The 16,144-nt window shown below is 35.1% G+C and carries 16 protein-coding genes and 7 pseudogenes; 5 read left to right on the forward strand and 18 right to left on the reverse strand.

The features are described 5' to 3' along the window. Positions 1-36: 36 nt before the first annotated feature. The 9 genes and pseudogenes from FTU75_RS13915 to FTU75_RS13955 form a co-directional block, all read right to left on the reverse strand. Positions 37-420 carry a hypothetical protein gene (locus tag FTU75_RS13915; RefSeq protein ID WP_373685878.1) on the reverse strand — a complete coding sequence of 128 codons (384 nt, stop codon included), beginning with the start codon at positions 418-420 and terminating at the stop codon, positions 37-39. 40 nt (positions 421-460) lie between these two features. Beyond that, the gene (locus FTU75_RS13920; RefSeq protein ID WP_180036255.1) at positions 461-892 is read right to left on the reverse strand and encodes a hypothetical protein; all 432 of its coding nucleotides are present in this window, start codon (positions 890-892) and stop codon (positions 461-463) included. Between the two features lie 2 nt (positions 893-894). Continuing rightward, complete coding sequence (locus tag FTU75_RS13925) at positions 895-1,791, reverse strand: RHS repeat-associated core domain-containing protein (RefSeq protein WP_373685879.1); 897 nt, start codon at positions 1,789-1,791, stop codon at positions 895-897. Continuing rightward, positions 1,771-1,848: pseudogene (locus FTU75_RS18695) on the reverse strand (RHS domain-containing protein); the annotation flags it as partial. The pseudogene FTU75_RS18695 and the gene FTU75_RS13925, both read right to left, overlap by 21 nt. Positions 1,849-1,984: 136 nt before the next feature. Continuing rightward, positions 1,985-2,242 (reverse strand): hypothetical protein, encoded by a 258-nt coding sequence (locus FTU75_RS13930; protein WP_180036256.1) that lies wholly within the window; start codon positions 2,240-2,242, stop codon positions 1,985-1,987. A 90-nt stretch (positions 2,243-2,332) separates the two neighbouring features. After that, on the reverse strand, positions 2,333-2,665 hold the full coding sequence (locus FTU75_RS13935) for a hypothetical protein (RefSeq protein WP_180036257.1): 333 nt from the start codon (positions 2,663-2,665) through the stop codon (positions 2,333-2,335). Between the two features lie 369 nt (positions 2,666-3,034). Then, a pseudogene (locus FTU75_RS13945) lies at positions 3,035-4,157 on the reverse strand (RHS repeat domain-containing protein); the annotation flags it as partial. A gap of 60 nt (positions 4,158-4,217) precedes the next feature. Continuing rightward, positions 4,218-5,042, reverse strand: a complete 825-nt coding sequence (locus FTU75_RS13950; protein WP_180109946.1) for a tetratricopeptide repeat protein — start codon at positions 5,040-5,042, stop codon at positions 4,218-4,220. Positions 5,043-5,142: 100 nt separating this feature from the next. Next, complete coding sequence (locus tag FTU75_RS13955; RefSeq protein ID WP_180036260.1) at positions 5,143-6,090, reverse strand: IS5 family transposase; 948 nt, start codon at positions 6,088-6,090, stop codon at positions 5,143-5,145. A 12-nt stretch (positions 6,091-6,102) separates the two neighbouring features. Between FTU75_RS13955 and FTU75_RS13960 the strand changes: the two genes are divergently transcribed. Next, entirely contained in the window at positions 6,103-6,693 is a 591-nt protein-coding gene (locus FTU75_RS13960; protein ID WP_306669724.1) for an SUMF1/EgtB/PvdO family nonheme iron enzyme, read from the forward strand. Between the two features lie 467 nt (positions 6,694-7,160). Here the strand turns inward: FTU75_RS13960 and FTU75_RS13965 are convergent, their stop codons facing one another. Both FTU75_RS13965 and FTU75_RS13970 read right to left on the reverse strand, forming a co-directional pair. Next, complete coding sequence (locus tag FTU75_RS13965; RefSeq protein ID WP_180109947.1) at positions 7,161-7,604, reverse strand: hypothetical protein; 444 nt, start codon at positions 7,602-7,604, stop codon at positions 7,161-7,163. Positions 7,605-7,657: 53 nt separating this feature from the next. After that, positions 7,658-8,083, reverse strand: coding sequence for a hypothetical protein (locus FTU75_RS13970; protein ID WP_180036304.1), 426 nt, complete (start codon positions 8,081-8,083; stop codon positions 7,658-7,660). Between the two features lie 253 nt (positions 8,084-8,336). Here FTU75_RS13970 and FTU75_RS13975 point away from each other — a divergent pair. Beyond that, positions 8,337-9,283, forward strand: a pseudogene (locus tag FTU75_RS13975) (IS5 family transposase). A 225-nt stretch (positions 9,284-9,508) separates the two neighbouring features. On the opposite strand, the gene FTU75_RS13980 reads toward FTU75_RS13975, so the two are convergent. Further along, a complete protein-coding gene (locus FTU75_RS13980) occupies positions 9,509-9,886 on the reverse strand; it encodes a hypothetical protein (RefSeq protein WP_180116205.1) in 378 nt (125 codons plus the stop codon). A 255-nt stretch (positions 9,887-10,141) separates the two neighbouring features. Here FTU75_RS13980 and FTU75_RS13985 point away from each other — a divergent pair. Further along, positions 10,142-11,089: pseudogene (locus tag FTU75_RS13985) on the forward strand (IS5 family transposase). Positions 11,090-11,238: 149 nt separating this feature from the next. Here the strand turns inward: FTU75_RS13985 and FTU75_RS13990 are convergent. Both FTU75_RS13990 and FTU75_RS13995 read right to left on the reverse strand, forming a co-directional pair. Continuing rightward, positions 11,239-11,694 carry a hypothetical protein gene (locus FTU75_RS13990; RefSeq protein WP_180036300.1) on the reverse strand — a complete coding sequence of 152 codons (456 nt, stop codon included), beginning with the start codon at positions 11,692-11,694 and terminating at the stop codon, positions 11,239-11,241. Positions 11,695-11,701: 7 nt separating this feature from the next. After that, positions 11,702-12,082 carry a hypothetical protein gene (locus FTU75_RS13995; RefSeq protein ID WP_180036299.1) on the reverse strand — a complete coding sequence of 127 codons (381 nt, stop codon included), beginning with the start codon at positions 12,080-12,082 and terminating at the stop codon, positions 11,702-11,704. Positions 12,083-12,123: 41 nt separating this feature from the next. Between FTU75_RS13995 and FTU75_RS14000 the strand changes: the two are divergent. Beyond that, positions 12,124-13,072, forward strand: a pseudogene (locus FTU75_RS14000) (IS5 family transposase). Here FTU75_RS14000 and FTU75_RS14005 read toward each other — a convergent pair. The 4 genes and pseudogenes from FTU75_RS14005 to FTU75_RS14020 form a co-directional block, all read right to left on the reverse strand. Continuing rightward, positions 13,022-13,282: a hypothetical protein gene (locus FTU75_RS14005; RefSeq protein ID WP_180109948.1), complete on the reverse strand. Its 261-nt coding sequence runs from the start codon at positions 13,280-13,282 to the stop codon at positions 13,022-13,024. The pseudogene FTU75_RS14000 and the gene FTU75_RS14005 sit on opposite strands and share 51 nt — an antisense overlap. Positions 13,283-13,383: 101 nt before the next feature. Continuing rightward, positions 13,384-13,521, reverse strand: coding sequence for a hypothetical protein (locus tag FTU75_RS14010; protein WP_180036297.1), 138 nt, complete (start codon positions 13,519-13,521; stop codon positions 13,384-13,386). A 99-nt stretch (positions 13,522-13,620) separates the two neighbouring features. Next, a complete protein-coding gene (locus FTU75_RS14015; protein WP_180036296.1) occupies positions 13,621-13,959 on the reverse strand; it encodes a hypothetical protein in 339 nt (112 codons plus the stop codon). Positions 13,960-14,451: 492 nt separating this feature from the next. Then, positions 14,452-14,673 (reverse strand): annotated as a pseudogene (locus FTU75_RS14020) (RHS repeat-associated core domain-containing protein); the annotation flags it as partial. Positions 14,674-15,180: 507 nt separating this feature from the next. Between FTU75_RS14020 and FTU75_RS14025 the strand changes: the two are divergent. Then, a pseudogene (locus FTU75_RS14025) lies at positions 15,181-16,129 on the forward strand (IS5 family transposase). Positions 16,130-16,144 lie beyond the last annotated feature (15 nt).

Raw genomic sequence — 16,144 nt, forward strand, 5'->3', positions numbered from 1 at the left:
ATTAATGAAAAAAATATAAATATAATTTTCCAAAAATCATTCACACAAATCCTCACCCCATTTATTATAACTATAAGATATAGCATCAGAATTATAATAAGTTATATTTAGTTTACCCCCTTGATAGTCATAAACACCAATTGCAGTAGGACTAACAATATTAATACTATTATTAGCTCCTAAACAGTATGTATCTACCCCTTGTCCATGCCCCTTTAATACCCAACCATCTTTTTCCAATTGATTAATTACTTTTTTCAATTTATTAGGATCTTTTTCAAATCTAAAAGAAGAAATTTGAACTTCTGCTTTACTTAATGAGTTCACAATTTCAATATTATCGCCTAATAAAGCTTTCATTTTTACTTCAAATGGATACTTATCTGAAGGTTGTTCATATATTTGATTAGAACAACCCATTTGTATTAATGAAAAAAATATAAATATAAATTTCCACAAATCATTCACACATATCATCTCCCCATTTATCATTGGAATATAAAACAGCATTCACAGAGTAATCTGTTCGTTTTAATTTTCCACCTTTAAAATCATAAAGTCCACCAGAAGTTGGTATAACAACATTAATTCTATTATTTCTCCCTAAGCAATAAGTATCAACGCCCTGCCCTTTTCCTTTCAATACCCATCCATCTTTTTCTAATAAACTTACTATACTTTCAATTTTGTTATTATTCTTAGGTAATTCAAAATATGAAATTTGTACCTCAGCCTTTTTCAATGAATTTATAATTTCTATTTGATTACCGAGTAATTCTTTCATTTTATTTTCAAATGGATATTTATCTGAAGGTGGTTCATAAACACTACTACTACATCCGACTAATAGTAAAATAGTAACAATTCCAAAACTCAATTTATTTAATTTCATATTTAGTCCTTAATCGTTCCCGTAATAGTTCTGCCTTGCGCCTCAACACCATATCCAAAATTAAAATCTGCACCAGGTGTACCTATACCAACCTCGAAACCTTTCATAGTCTTTGAGGTAAAATATGCTTTTATCTTATCACTTACAGAACCAGAGTCTGTATCAATAGGGAGTACAACACCCACTCGCACTCCCCAAATCCCTCCACTAGCACTTCCAGCTAATCCACTTAAGAATCTATCAGTACTATTAACATCTGTATCATCAACAGGTTTATTAAAAATATAACCCGCCATACAACTTGCTGAAAATTTACCTTTTAACTTGGAAAGATCAGAAGCACCTAATTTTCGGCTACCATCAATTATCGAAATCGCGTTACGACCAATTGCTTTCGCTCCTTTTGCATCTGGCGTCGAAGCAGCGCCTACTTGAAAGACTTTACCATTATGTAAGTTCGTGATTTCTGCATACGCCAAAGGCCCCACGCCACCCGAACAATAAACATAGTCAAACAAAGGAGCAGCTTGAAGCCTACACGTTTCACCTGTTTTTAACCAACAGTCATAATTGCGATAGGCTTCATACTCTAAATTGGATGCAGCTTGCGGACTTAAACCTATGAATTGTCCACCATAAGTCGGATATAGACCAAGTGCATCCACCCATAAAGTAGGGTTCAATACGTAGGCATGATGGTTTAAACCTGCATATAAATCGATTGGGTCTTTAGTTATATATCTCGCACTATGTGGTTCATAATAACGATAGCGGTTATAGTGCAATCCTGTTTCCTGATCATAATATTGCCCTTGAAAACGTAAATTATTTTGTTCAAATGGATTATCTTGATTTACTGCTTTAATTTCTAATGCCGTTCCCCATGTGTCTTGCTTAATTTCCCATATACATTCACCTAACTCATTTGTTAAAGTCTGCGGTGTTCCAATTTGGTCACAGTGATAAAAGGAATCAGCTAAAGTTTAGCTCTATTTTTACAAGTAACTGTAGATCAAATTTATGTCTTTTGTGCAGTTAATCGGTTCCTTTATGCTTTTAAAACCGTCACACCAAGCGTTTATGTTATTAGTATTATTTTTTAGTGAACCAAGTAAAAAACATAAAAAATAGCCCTCCTATTATTCCTATACCAATGCAAGTAATGAAATATAATATTATCAAATATGTTTCCATAACTTTATCATTAATAACATCAATCAACATCCCCAAGAGGAAAGCTGATATACCTAAAACTATTCCCTTTATAAAACCTACTAGATAAGGATAATTTTCAGATTCATAATTGGATATAAAAAATGATAAAATTACTTCAACTAGAATTGTTAACATTTTATTTATCCTGCTTCTTATCATCAGAGGTGCTACTATTAATTGCTCTAGATGATGTTTGTTGTAATGCAAATTGATTTGCCCAAATTACTAATCCACCAGTATTTTTCCAGCAATGGCTGTAGGCACACCCGTTGTACCAACAAATGGAACTTTAGCTGTTTGTGCCATCGCCTCCCCCCAAGCTCCAAAAGCAGCTCCCGTACCTACGGCAACTAAAGATCTAGATCCATCCCATTGTAAACATTTACATTTATACATATCTTTTGCTTGTAAACTACTATCCACCAGTACACTACCACCAGTTGTTTTTACCACAGCCTGTCCCACTGGCGTTGCCGATATATTTTTCGCATTTTGTAAAACCGCTTTCGATAAACTCGGTATACTTTTTATTCCTTCTCGACCTACTTTTAAAACCACTGGTGCTGCCTCTTTTCCACCTACAATAGCATAAGGGGCATAACCCGCTCGGCTACTGCTCCTAGGTTATTTATTTCTCATAGCACCTTGAGCCTTTAAATCCTGAGCGAATTGCGGATCTTTAGCCAAAGGTGACATAGTATTTGGAAGTAATTTTGCTAATACTCCACCGTTACTGCTAACTCTACTATTATTGATTACAGGAAAATCATTCCTTTGACTTTCTGTAGAACTTACAGCAGGCATCTTTGCTCTTAAAATCCTCCCTCTTTCTCCATCACTTTGTATTAATTCTAGTTGAGTTTTATTATTTGATTTTTTTCTAGATTGCTGCACCATATTCTTAATTTGATTGTTGCCTTCCTCGCTGGCAGAATCAGTTAACCAAAATAATCCATTATCTTTCCCACCCATCAACCCCATCGGATCTACCCACTGATTCGGATCACTTACCTAACTACTGTTATTTTCTCCCCCAAACAAGCCTATTGGATCCTTACTCAAATACCTTGCACTATATGGCTCATAATAACGATAACGGTTATAGTGCAATCCTGTTTCACTATCGTAATATTGTCCTTGGAATCGGATATTGGTTTGTTCAAGTGAGTTTTCACTCGCTTTGATCTCTAAATAAATGCCCCATGTATCCTGTTTGATTTCCCAAACGCACTCACCTAACTCATTACTGAGTGTTTGTGGTGTACCCACTTAATCACAATGATAAAACATAACGCGTTCTAACTCTGCTTTATTCTTTCTCGTTTCTACTTTCCATACAGGGTCTTTATAGATGGAATAAGGTTCTGTTTGGAACCTTGAGTAGTCTGGTGTTTCAATTAATTTAATAAATCCTGTATAACCCGTTTGCAGCAGCGGTACAAAACTCTGCGGTTCATAGACATAATGCTTAGTGTAGTTTTCTTCAACGTCATTAGATTGCTGTGACTCCCAAATCATCAGGTCTCCGTCCCAGCCGAATAAGGTCAGGGTTTGCGCATTTTGATTTTTCTTGTATAAACGCCTTCCAAATACATCATAACCATATTCAGTCGCCTGACCATTAAGCTCACTTTGGATCAAACGGTTCAGGTTATCCCACGTCAGTTTTAATGTTTTACCTGCATGGCTGCTTTCAATCACATTGCCTTGCGCTATGCACACTTTGACTCTGTATCAAACGGCCAACCGCATCATATTGATAATTCAGCTTGCATAAATGGCTGTCGTCCACCTGCGTGAGTAGATAATTTTGATCATAATGATACTGCCGTTCCGCCTGATGCTGTACTCGCCCTAGAGTCTCTTGCTCTGGCTGAATCAACTGCGAACTGAGTAAGCCTACATCATTATAATTCTTGACTTGAATTAAACCATTTGCCAGTATCTGCGCCGTTTCACGGTGTAAATCATCACGATGGAATGCCATCATATCTTGTTGATTAAAAGTAATTCCATAGCTATGTCTTGAACTAATAATAAGGTTGGTTTTGATTTTTCAACGGGAAGAATAAGGATACTTAAGCCATCCTAACTCCTCCCATTCATAATTTTAATATTTTTCTAGTTCTGAATAGTAATTACTTTTATTCAGATCTCGATACTTATGATCACCTTTGTAAAAATCGGCTATAATTTCATATTTTCTCGGATCATCTATAAGAAGAATTATAAGATCAATATATTTTTTTGCCAAATCTATATCGTAAAATTCTGAATCTTCATATTTTGAATATAAATTTACACATCCATCATAATACTCTAATAAATAACCATATTTCTTTAATTTTTCAAAATCATTCTTAGCTTCATAAAAATTACCTTCACGTAAATTAATTTCTCCCAACCCATAATAACCATTCATAAACCCCAAGCTCACAGCCTTTTTAAAGTTAAATCTAGCAGTTGATAAACTCACAAAACCATCTTCAAATAAATATATTTCCCCTAGATTAATATAAGAACTCAAATATCCAGCTTCAATTGATAAATTGAAATATTTTATTGCCAGCTCAACATCTTTTTCGTCTTCATTATAATTATAAAAATAACCAAGCCGATAAAAAGCCTCGGGATTCCCAGCCAAAGATGCATCCTCAAAATACGATTTTGACAACTTATAATATCCATTTGAATATAATATTGCTCCCACTCCAACTTTTTCATCTACATTAAACTTATGTGAATAACTAGAAATCAAATAAAAAGCCTCTTTGGTTTTTTTTGCATGAAATAAATCATTTATTTCATATACAATTGATTCATTTTTTTTAAAATTATACATTCTAGCCTCCTCATCCAAGATATTATTTTCACCTTTAGCACCAGAAAATAATGGAATAATTAAAATAATAAAAATCAACTTAAATAAATTCATATCAATTAACCTTTCATTTGTTTTTTTTTCTTTTCTTCATCTTTCATCGGCTTTGTTGCACAAAGATGTAAAAATTAAGATTGCCCATATCTACTCAAATTTAAGGCATAACTTGGGTATGTGGTTGACCTAACTCGGTAAATTTATTTAACACGGCTATACGTGCATGGATCTCATTGACTTGGCTATTAAAGTTCCTTGCACTGAGTTTATCGCCTAATAATTTGATGCAGTGCATCTTGGTTTCCACCAAACTTCGGCGATGATAGCCTGACCATTTTTTCCATAGTGTCCTGCCTGAGAAGCACTGCTTCGCAAGATTAACAGTACGAAGTAATTCATTTCGCGCTAGCGAGCTGATCTTTGTATCTTTCCATGGTTTCGCATTTTTTCTAGGTGGAATCACCGCATGCGCTTGCCGATCTGCAATGACCTGACGACATTGTTTGGTGTCATAAGCACCATCTGTATAAACAGAGTCAATCTGCTCATCTAAGGAAATTTGATCGAGTAAATCACCAAGTACCTGTGAATCACTTACATTGTTAGTTGTAAGCTGAACTGCACGTATTTGGAGAGTTTTAGCATCTATACCAATATGTAATTTACGCCATTGACGACGATATTCAGGCTGATGTTTCTTCCTTTTCCATTCACCTTCACCTAAAAACTTTAGACCAGTAGAGTCTACGAGTAGATGGAGACCACCACTACTTTTTTGATAACTAATCGCAATATCAATATGTTTTTGTCTTCTGTAAAGCGTACTGTAATCTGGTGTGGTCCAATTTAATCCACAAAGTTTAATCAGACTTTGCACAAAGCCAGTGACCATACGTAAAGATAGACGGAATAAGGATTTAATCATTAAGCAGCATTGAATAGCAGTATCGGAGTAAGTTTGATTTCGTCCATGTTTGTCTTGTGATTGTGCATACCACTGGGTCTTAGTGTCAAACCAAATTGAAATATTTCCTCGATTTATTAATGCTCGATTATAAGAAGACCAATTGGTGGTACGATAAATTTTAGGTGCAGGCTTGTTCATTTGGAAATTATATTGTGGAATAAGCCCTTAACGATAGGTTTGTGCAACAAAGCCGATTATTGTCAATGGTTAGGTAAGCAAGTCGGCATTCCTATGAATTTACCTACTGAAGCCCAATGGGAGTATGCTGCTCGAAATAAAGGACAATATATAATTTCCACCACAGATAATGGGAAGTATGAAGTGGGTCGTAATGTTTGGAGTGATGAGCAAAGAGATCAAGTCAGTAAAAGTTTAAATTTTAGTGCTATTGTTCCTTTGCTAGGTCATTTCCCAACAACACCCTTAGGGTTCTACGATATGGCAACTGATAACCATGAATGGATGTCTAATTGGTTTGACCCACAGTATTACAAAAATTCACCTGAACTCAATCCACAGGGGCCAAAGTCTGGATTATTAAAATCCGTAAGGAGTACACATCAAGAAGGAGCAGCACAAAGTTTAGCATTAGGAGGTGCAGCAACCACTATTTATAGAAGAGGAAAGGAACCAAATCCTCAATACGAAAAAGGTGATGACAGTATAGATTATATTAACATTAATAACAGCACATCCGTGCGCTGTGCTTCAAACTCACCGAAACCTTTTCCTAAGCCATAAGTTTAGATTTTCGAATGTTGGATGGCTTATGCCATCCAAGTTTGATTAACATCTTCGTGACTTATACATATCCAAATCTAACTCTTCGATTGGTTTTGGTGCTTGTACTAAAAAACTTTCAGGTTTTTCTAAGCCTTCAGCTATTTGTATTTGTCTAAACTCAGGCGAGTCAATACAATGCTTATGACTTTAATGCAGGCTTGGGTGGTAGTCCGATTCAGCAGTTGTCTTGATTTATATTAAAAAAGCCATGAGGGGCTTTTTATTTCATTCTTTATCAAATTTGTAATTAAGACCACTAAAAAAATAAAATCTTTTCAATGTAAATTCCCAGAATATTAATACCATCAAGATTATGGCATATATCGAAAGATTTGACTTAATACCAGACATCATTTCACCAGCATAAAATTCAAATGGTGAATTAATGACTATAAAATACGGTCCAATAAAAAGCATATATGAAACTATAGCCATTTGTGAAAAAAGACTACCCCCCAAACTTTTCCATTTTTTTCTTCAAAATCAGCAGAATAACCATCTAAATTACCATCCACAACAAAATTATCATTTTTATATTTTTTCTGCATTTTTTTTATCTTACTTAAACTTAATAATATATCCAGTATAAAAAACAAGAACATATATTTTAAAATGGCTACCCAACCATTATTTAAAGTTAAATATACAGCACCTAGCATTAACAATGAAATCATAAAAATAATTAAATATAGAAAAATAAAATATTTATTATTGTAATTTAAATGACCAAAAAACCAAAAAACACAAATAGTTAAAATGCCTAGAAAAAGAATCCAAAAATAACCATAATAAAGATAAGACCAAAATGGCAACAGAAGGAATGCTACGGTTGCTAAAAGGGATTTATTAATTAATTCAAATTTTTTCATTACAATCTTAATTCAAAATAAAACCAAAATTATACCTTTCAAAAAAAACATAATTAAATATCACATATCTTTTTATTAAATGGAATTGTAATCAATTCCTTGTTTTTTAAATTAACATATTTATACTCATACACAATATCCAAATTAGATAAGATAGCAATTGATTCACAAATTTCATCTATCTTTGGCTTAGAATAATAATATTTCCTCATATCAGCCGCCTGATAATCACTAATACTTTCAAATGAAACCATGTAAATATAGGTTAATTTATTATCAGAAAATTTAAAATCCACCCATCTAGTATAATTATCTACATTCACAGGTAGTTTATTCTTCTGTTCACCAACATACTCTCTTACTAACTTTAACTCATTTTGTACCTCTTTTCGATCAACATCAACACCGTTCACAACCTTATTTTCAACACACGCGCTAAATTGAAGACCAATAAGAATAAGCATTATTACTTTATTCACAACATTTAAACCTTTTGAATTTTTTCCCAAACACACCATCTTTAATAAAACCTAATAAACACCAATTCAAAATATAATATGCCCCAGATATAGAAAATAAAAAACAATTCCTTTTAACAACCCATTAAGTGTAAAATATATCCTCAAACTTAATCATGCAATCAACTCCCTTAAATTTCTTAATTTTTTATGTTACTATGGCTTTGTTGCACAAACCTATCGTTAAGGGCTTATTCCACAATATAATTTCCAAATGAACAAGCCTGCACCTAAAATTTATCGTACCACCAATTGGTCTTCTTATAATCGAGCATTAATAAATCGAGGAAATATTTCAATTTGGTTTGACACTAAGACTCAATGGTATGCTCCATCAAAAGGCAAACAAGGGCGAAATCAAACCTACTCCGACGCAGCTATCCAATGCTGCTTAATGATTAAATCCTTATTCCGTCTATCTTTACGTATGGTCACTGGCTTTGTGCAAAGTCTGATTAAACTTTGTGGATTAAATTGGACCGCACCAGATTACAGTACGCTTTGCAGAAGACAAAAACATATTGATATTGCGATTAATTATCAAAAAAGCAGTGGTGGGCTTAACTTGCTGGTAGACTCTACCGGTCTAAATTTTTTAGGTGAAGGTGAATGGAAAAGGAAGAAACATGGACCTGAATATCGTCGCCAATGGCGTAAACTTCATATTGGTATAGATGATGAAACCCTTCAAATACGCGCCATTCAACTCACTACAAATAATGTGAGTGATTCACAAGTGCTTGGTGATTTACTCGATCAGATTCCACAAGATGAGCAGATTGACTCTGTTTATACCGATGGCGCTTATGACACCAAGCAATGCCGTCAGGTCATTGCAGATCGGCAAGCGCATGCGGTATTCCACCTAGAAAAAATGCGAAACCATGGAAAGATACAAAGATCAGCTCGCTAGCGCGAAATGAATTACTTCGTACTGTTAATCTTGCGAAGCAGTGCTTCTCAGGCAGGACATTATGGAAAAAATGGTCCGGCTATCATTGCCGAAGTTTGGTCGAAACTAAGATGCATTGCATCAAATTATTGGGGGATAAACTCAGTGCAAGAAAATTTGATAACCAAGTCAATGAAATTCATACACGTGTAGCAGTCCTCAACAGATTTACGGAATTAGGTCGACCACTTACCCAAGTTACGCCTTAAATTTGGCTTAATTAGGGGCGCTTTACCTTTCAAATCTTTGTGCAATAAATCCTATGCACCATCATAATTATTATTCTTTAAAAGCTCACAATATTTAGAAAATTTTTTATATTTTTTAAATATACCTATAGATAGAATTTAACGTAGACACTCCAAATTCAAATCTAAGAAATAAAAAAACGATAAAAAAAATCCATTTATACTGCAATTAACCCCAAAATATAATTAATCAAAAAACAAGTATGTAAGAGAAATTAAAAACAATAAGACACTCGAAACAAAAATAATAAAGTTAGATTTTATAAAACTGTAATTTTTTTCTAAGAAAAAAATTATCTCGCCTTTATTAAAACCCTCTAGCAAAAGACTATCCTCAACCAATGGAAGTGATTGATTTTTTTTATACTTTAAATTATATTGAACAAATAAAGCATAAAAAAAGGCCTGAATTTCAAATAATTCATAAATATCATATTCATTATTTTTCGGAGGGAAAATTTTCTCAATAAAACAATTCTTTTTAATAAATTTTAAAAAATTTATATAACTAAATATAAAAAACAATACAAACGTTAAAAAAATACCAAGATATATAAAATTCATTTACACAACCCCATTCCTTTATATAAAGCTTTATCGACTAGAAGAGATCCACCTACTGCTCCTCCCATGCCTAAAACTGTCATTAATACCTGCCCCGCTCTAGCATATGGATTTATGCTAACGGCCATATAAAGGACTCTACCTGTAAATGTCCCAGCAGCTCCACCAACAAGTGCGGCTTCAACTTTAGCAGTTTCTACAGGCTTTGTTGCACAAACCTATCTGTAAAGGCTTTTTCAGCGATATAATTTTCAAATGAAGAAGCCTACACACAAAATCTATCGCACAACCAATTGGCCCGCATATAACCGAGCACTCATGAGTCGCGGAAATATTGCCATTTGGTTTGATCCTGCTACGCAATGGTATGCTCCATCAAAAGGCAAACAAGGGCGAAATCAAACCTACTCCGACGCAGCTATCCAATGCTGCTTAATGATTAAATCCTTATTCCGTCTATCTTTACGTATGGTCACTGGCTTTGTGCAAAGTCTGATTAAACTTTGTGGATTAAATTAGACCGCACCAGATTACAGTACGCTTTGTAGAAGACAAAAGCATATTGATATTGCAATCAGCTACCAAAAAAGTAGCGATGGGCTGCATCTACTCATAGACTCTACAGGCATGAAGTTTCTAGGTGAGGGCGAATGGAAACGCAAGAAACATGGACCTGAATATCGTCGCCAATGGCGTAAACTTCATATTGGTATAGATGCTGAAACCCTTCAAATACGCGCCATTCAACTCACTACAAATAATGTGAGTGATTCACAAGTGCTTGGTGATTTACTCGATCAGATTCCACAAGATGAGCAGATTGACTCTGTTTATACCGATGGCGCTTATGACACCAAGCAATGCCGTCAGGTCATTGCAGATCGGCAAGCGCATGCGGTGATTCCTCCTAGAAAAAATGCGAAACCATGGAAAGATACAAAGATCAGCTCGCTAGCGCGAAATGAATTACTTCGAACGGTTAATCTTGCGAAGCAGTGCTTCTCAGGCAGGACATTATGGAAAAAATGGTCCGGCTATCATTGCCGAAGTTTGGTCGAAACTAAGATGCATTGCATCAAATTATTGGGGGATAAACTCAGTGCAAGAAAATTTGATAGCCAAGTCAATGAAATTCATGCACGTGTAGCAGTCCTCAACAGATTTACGGAATTAGGTCGACCACTTACCCAAGTTACGCCTTAAATTTGGCTCAATTAGGGGGCTTTGTATTTCAAATCTTTGTGCAACAAAGCCAGTGTAAAATATATCCTCAAACTTAATCATGCAATCAACTCCCTTAAATTTCTTAATTTTTTATGTTACTATTAAAAAACCATTAGCTAAAATTAAAATCAATCAATTGGACAACCAGTTAATTGCTTATTTCTATCAACATCTTTATAGAAAGCAACCCAAACATACACCCTATTATTATCTAAATCATCCCGGAAATAATTACCCTCCCTATCTTTTAATACCTGTTGGTTGGGATATAAAACTCTTATAGATTCATTTTTACCCCTACAAAAAACCCAATATTTATTATCTATTATGTAGTTTAAATACCATCCATTATTTAAAATTTTTTTTATTGTTTTATCAAACCTTTCATTTGAAAAATTTTTCTTTTCCAAACTTAAGGTAACCATATTATAGTATGAATTACCACTATATGATTCAACAACATAGCCATCATTAAAATTTTCTTTTAAATCTTTAGAAAACCTACCATTATATTCTTTTTCATTGGTAATGCATCCTACCTGCAGAACACTACAGAATAATATAAAAATTAATAATAATTTCATTTTAACCTCAAAAAGATTTATGCCATTGATCAAGAACATTCCCTATACTAGCCCCTTCAGGTGCCTTATTAAGAATACGTTCTATTTCTTTTGCTTCCACTTCTCTATTTATTTTTTTCAAATAGTCTACAGGAGATAAGTTTTTGTCACTTACTCCTCCGAAACTTAGATCCCATCCTGGTGTACCAATACCTAACTCAAATGCAAATGGTTGTTTTCCATTTATAGTATTCGCTACCATATCTTTATTTACAACGGTACTTCCCCCAAACTTAATTAATGCACCAGCATTTCCAGATAAAGATGCTCCTTGAATAAAGTTATCTGTAATTTCTGTGTAATTTGAGCCTTGACCATTAAATATACGCCCCATCAGGCTTTGTTGCACAAACCTATCTGTAAAGGCTTTTTCAGCGATATAATTTTTAAATGAAGAAGCCTACACACAAAATCTATCGCACAACCAATTGGCCCGCATATAACCGAGCACTCATGAGTCGCGGAAATATTGCCATTTGGTTTGATCCTGCTACGCAATGGTATGCTCCATCAAAAGGCAAACAAGGGCGAAATCAAACCTACTCCGACGCAGCTATCCAATGCTGTCTGATGATTAAATCTCTATTCCGTCTGTCTTTACGTATGGTCAGAGGCTTTGTTCAAAGTCTCATTCATCTTTATAGATTAGATTGGACAGCCCCAGATTATTCCACTATTTGTAGAAGACAAAAGCATATTGATATTGCAATTAACTATCAAAAAAGCAGTAATGGTCTCCATCTACTCGTTGATTCTACTGGCTTAAAGTTTTTAGGTGAAGGCGAATGGAAACGTAAAAAACATCAGCCTGAATATCGTCGCCAATGGGGTAAATTACATATTGGTATCGATGCTGAAACCCTTCAAATACGCGCTATTTAGCTCACAACCAACAATGTGAGTGATTCACAGGTGCTTGGTGATTTACGGGATCAGATTCCACAAGAAGAACAGATTGACTCCGTCTATACAGATGGGGCTTATGACACCAAGCAATGCCGCCAGGTAATCGCAGACCGACAAGCGCATGCGGTGATTCCACCAAGAAAAAATGCGAAACCTTGGAAAGATACAAAGACCAGCTCGCTAGAGCGAAATGAATTACTTCGAACAGTTAAACGTTTAGGCAGGACACTATGGAAAAAATGGTCAGGCTATCATCGCCGAAGTTTGGTAGAAACCAAGATGCATTGCATCAAATCTTACGAAGCAGTGCTTCTCAGGTGATTGGCTTAGTACAAGGAATTTCAAAAGCCAAGTCAATGACATGCATGCACGTGTGGCAGTATTAAATAAATTTACGGAGTTGGGCGGACCTCACACCCAAGTTGTCACTTAAATTTAGATAACTTGGGGAAAGTTTAGCTTTTGAATGTTTGTGCAACAAAGCAATTATAATCTGAAAAATTAAGCTCATTTCATTCAAATATAATGCTTCGCTTTTATTCACTTCATTTTTCAACTGACTTAAGATCTGCCCTCTTTCTATTTTATTCTTTTCACAACTACATAAGAAAAAAATTACTGTAATCATTAAGAATAATTTCATATTATAGCCCTCCAAAAGAGCGCATTAATCTAATTGCATAAAGCTCGGTATCTTTAGTATTTCCTATTAATTTACTGTGTGAAAAGTCAAAATACGTTAAACTAGGTGTGGATATAAGCTCCTGTATTTACTTGAACTTCACCACTCGAAACAGGCACATCAGCACCGACAGCAACTCCACAAGGAAAACCAAATGAATTTCCATCTAAAGTTTGATCTGTTAGATATTCTCTATTCACCTTGGAATCTAACTCAAGTTATTTTTAGCGACAGAACCAGTGAGCTAGCAGCCTAAAATTTCCTAAGTGGAAGTCTCCTGTTATTTCAGCACGCATCAATCATTTAAAATACCCCAAAGCTTTTAACTTAGGAACAAATTTTTTATTAAAATAAATTATTGAAAAACTACAAACTAATGCAAAAGAAATCAAAGTAAAAGCAAAATAAATATTGTTTTGATCAAAATATATATGGAAATCATCTACAAACTCATGAATATGAAAAAAAGGAAAAATAAAAGCAATAGCAAACAGTAAATATAATAAAGAACTAAATACCACTTTAAAAAAATGACCAAGTATACTTACTTTAATTAAAGCTTTAGCATAAAAATTTAAAATTAAAATCATATAAATCATATATAACAAGAAAAACATAGCCGTTTTAAACCAAATCATTAACTATCTCACTAATTATTTTGCACAAGATGGCAAGGTTATTTTCCCAGTACCCATTAATTCACCAGCACCTGTTATTTTACCCTCTAGTAATGCTCCTGCTAGTTTGCCTGGAGTTCGATTAATTCCAGAAGTACCCAATGGTTTATTCATCAAATCTACTCTCATATATGGAGCCCTTTGAATTACTGCCTTATTCACAGATCCTCCAATGCCACCACCAACCATAGCTCCTACTACAGCACCAGCATCATAATTACACATATTCGCAACTTCCTTCTTCGCAGCAAATAATCCCACACCTTGACCCAGCACTGAAGAAACTCCTGCACCTCCTGCTGCACCTACAGCATGTGATGCCCAAGGATTTACAGCCCCCACTGCACCTCCTGCAACACACCCAATTGCAGCACCTTTCCACTCTCCTGTTGTATAACCACCAACAGCACCAGCTATGCAGCCATATGCAGCACCAGCAGCATTTAAGGGAGTTAATCCCAATTGATCGACCCACAGATTCGGATCACTGACATAAGCAGAATTATTTAATCCACCAAATAGTCCAATCGGATCTTTACTCACATACCTTGCACTAAACGGCTCATAATAACGGTAACGGTTATAATGTAATCCAGTTTCACTATCGTAATATTGCCCTTGAAAACGAATACTTGTTTGCTCTAATAAATTGTCACTAGTCTTAATCTCTAGCGAATGGTGCAAGTGGTATTAGTAAGCTTATTGCAGCAACAATTGCGCAGAAAAAAGCTGTCGATAACAAAATTTTACTCCATCCAGCAATTAATCCCCCCATTAATGTGCATATATCAGTATCATCACCTGCTATGTACTCCATAATTTCACCCAAAGTCACACAAACTATTCCTACAACTGATGCTTTAGCCAATTTAGCAAAGTTTTTAAGTGTGCCAAGTGATTGTTTTACACCTAGCTGCGATACTCTCTGACCTAAAGCTTATTAATGATGTATTAAGTAAAAGTTTTAACCCTAGCATGTGCTAAAAGGCCTATAAGCTTATGTCCATTAATTGTTTGTTGTACTACTATTTTAATTTCATCTTTCACGATCCCACTTAAACTAAAAAATGGAATTATTATAGTTTGGACTAGGGTCTTTGCATGAATTTCATCATTTATATATCCAACGGCTTTGTTGCACAAACCTATCTGTAAAGGCTTTTTCAGCGATATAATTTTCAAATGAAGAAGCCTACACACAAAATCTACCGCACAACCAATTGGCCCGCATATAACCGAGCACTCATGAGTCGCGGAAATATTGCCATTTGGTTTGATCCTGCTACGCAATGGTATGCTCCATCAAAAGGCAAACAAGGGCGAAATCAAACCTACTCCGACGCAGCTATCCAATGCTGCTTAATGATTAAATCCTTATTCCGTCTATCTTTACGTATGGTCACTGGCTTTGTGCAAAGTCTGATTAAACTTTGTGGATTAAATTGGACCGCACCAGATTACAGTACACTTTGCAGAAGACAAAAACATATTGATATTGCGATTAATTATCAAAAAAGCAGTGGTGGGCTTAACTTGCTGGTAGACTCTACCGGTCTAAATTTTTTAGGTGAAGGTGAATGGAAAAGGAAGAAACATGGACCTGAATATCGTCGCCAATGGCGTAAACTTCATATTGGTATAGATGCTGAAACCCTTCAAATACGCGCCATTCAACTCACTACAAATAATGTGAGTGATTCACAAGTGCTTGGTGATTTACTCTATCAGATTCCACAAGATGAGCAGATTGACTCTGTTTATACCGATGGCGCTTATGACACCAAACAATGTCGTCAGGTCATTGCAGATCGGCAAGCGCATGCGGTGATTCCACCTAGAAAAAATGCGAAACCATGGAAAGATACAAAGATCAGCTCGCTAGCGCGAAATGAATTACTTCGAACGGTTAATCTTGCGAAGCAGTGCTTCTCAGGCAGGACATTATGGAAAAAAATGGTCCGGCTATCATTGCCGAAGTTTGGTGGAAACCAAGATGCATTGCATCAAATTATTAGGCGATAAATTAATGGCAAGAAGCTTTCCTAGTCAGGTGAATGAGATTCATGCACGTGTAGCAGTCCTCAACAGATTTACGGAATTAGGTCGACCACTTACTCAAGTTACGCCTTAAATTTGGCTCAATTAA

The organism is Acinetobacter sp. YH12140, assembly GCF_013418475.1.
In the GTDB taxonomy this organism is placed as follows: Bacteria; Pseudomonadota; Gammaproteobacteria; order Pseudomonadales; family Moraxellaceae; genus Acinetobacter; species Acinetobacter amyesii.

Bases quoted from the DNA above. Each gene is read 5' to 3' on its own strand.
- FTU75_RS13915 (WP_373685878.1), bottom strand. From the start codon at position 420: ATGGGTTGTTCTAATCAAATATATGAACAACCTTCAGATAAGTATCCA.
- FTU75_RS13920 (WP_180036255.1), bottom strand. From the start codon at position 892: ATGAAATTAAATAAATTGAGTTTTGGAATTGTTACTATTTTACTATTA.
- FTU75_RS13930 (WP_180036256.1), bottom strand. From the start codon at position 2,242: ATGTTAACAATTCTAGTTGAAGTAATTTTATCATTTTTTATATCCAAT.
- FTU75_RS13950 (WP_180109946.1), bottom strand. From the start codon at position 5,042: ATGAATTTATTTAAGTTGATTTTTATTATTTTAATTATTCCATTATTT.
- FTU75_RS13955 (WP_180036260.1), bottom strand. From the start codon at position 6,090: ATGAACAAGCCTGCACCTAAAATTTATCGTACCACCAATTGGTCTTCT.
- FTU75_RS13965 (WP_180109947.1), bottom strand. From the start codon at position 7,604: ATGAAAAAATTTGAATTAATTAATAAATCCCTTTTAGCAACCGTAGCA.
- FTU75_RS13980 (WP_180116205.1), bottom strand. From the start codon at position 9,886: ATGAATTTTATATATCTTGGTATTTTTTTAACGTTTGTATTGTTTTTT.
- FTU75_RS13990 (WP_180036300.1), bottom strand. From the start codon at position 11,694: ATGAAATTATTATTAATTTTTATATTATTCTGTAGTGTTCTGCAGGTA.
- FTU75_RS14005 (WP_180109948.1), bottom strand. From the start codon at position 13,282: ATGAAATTATTCTTAATGATTACAGTAATTTTTTTCTTATGTAGTTGT.
- FTU75_RS14015 (WP_180036296.1), bottom strand. From the start codon at position 13,959: ATGATTTGGTTTAAAACGGCTATGTTTTTCTTGTTATATATGATTTAT.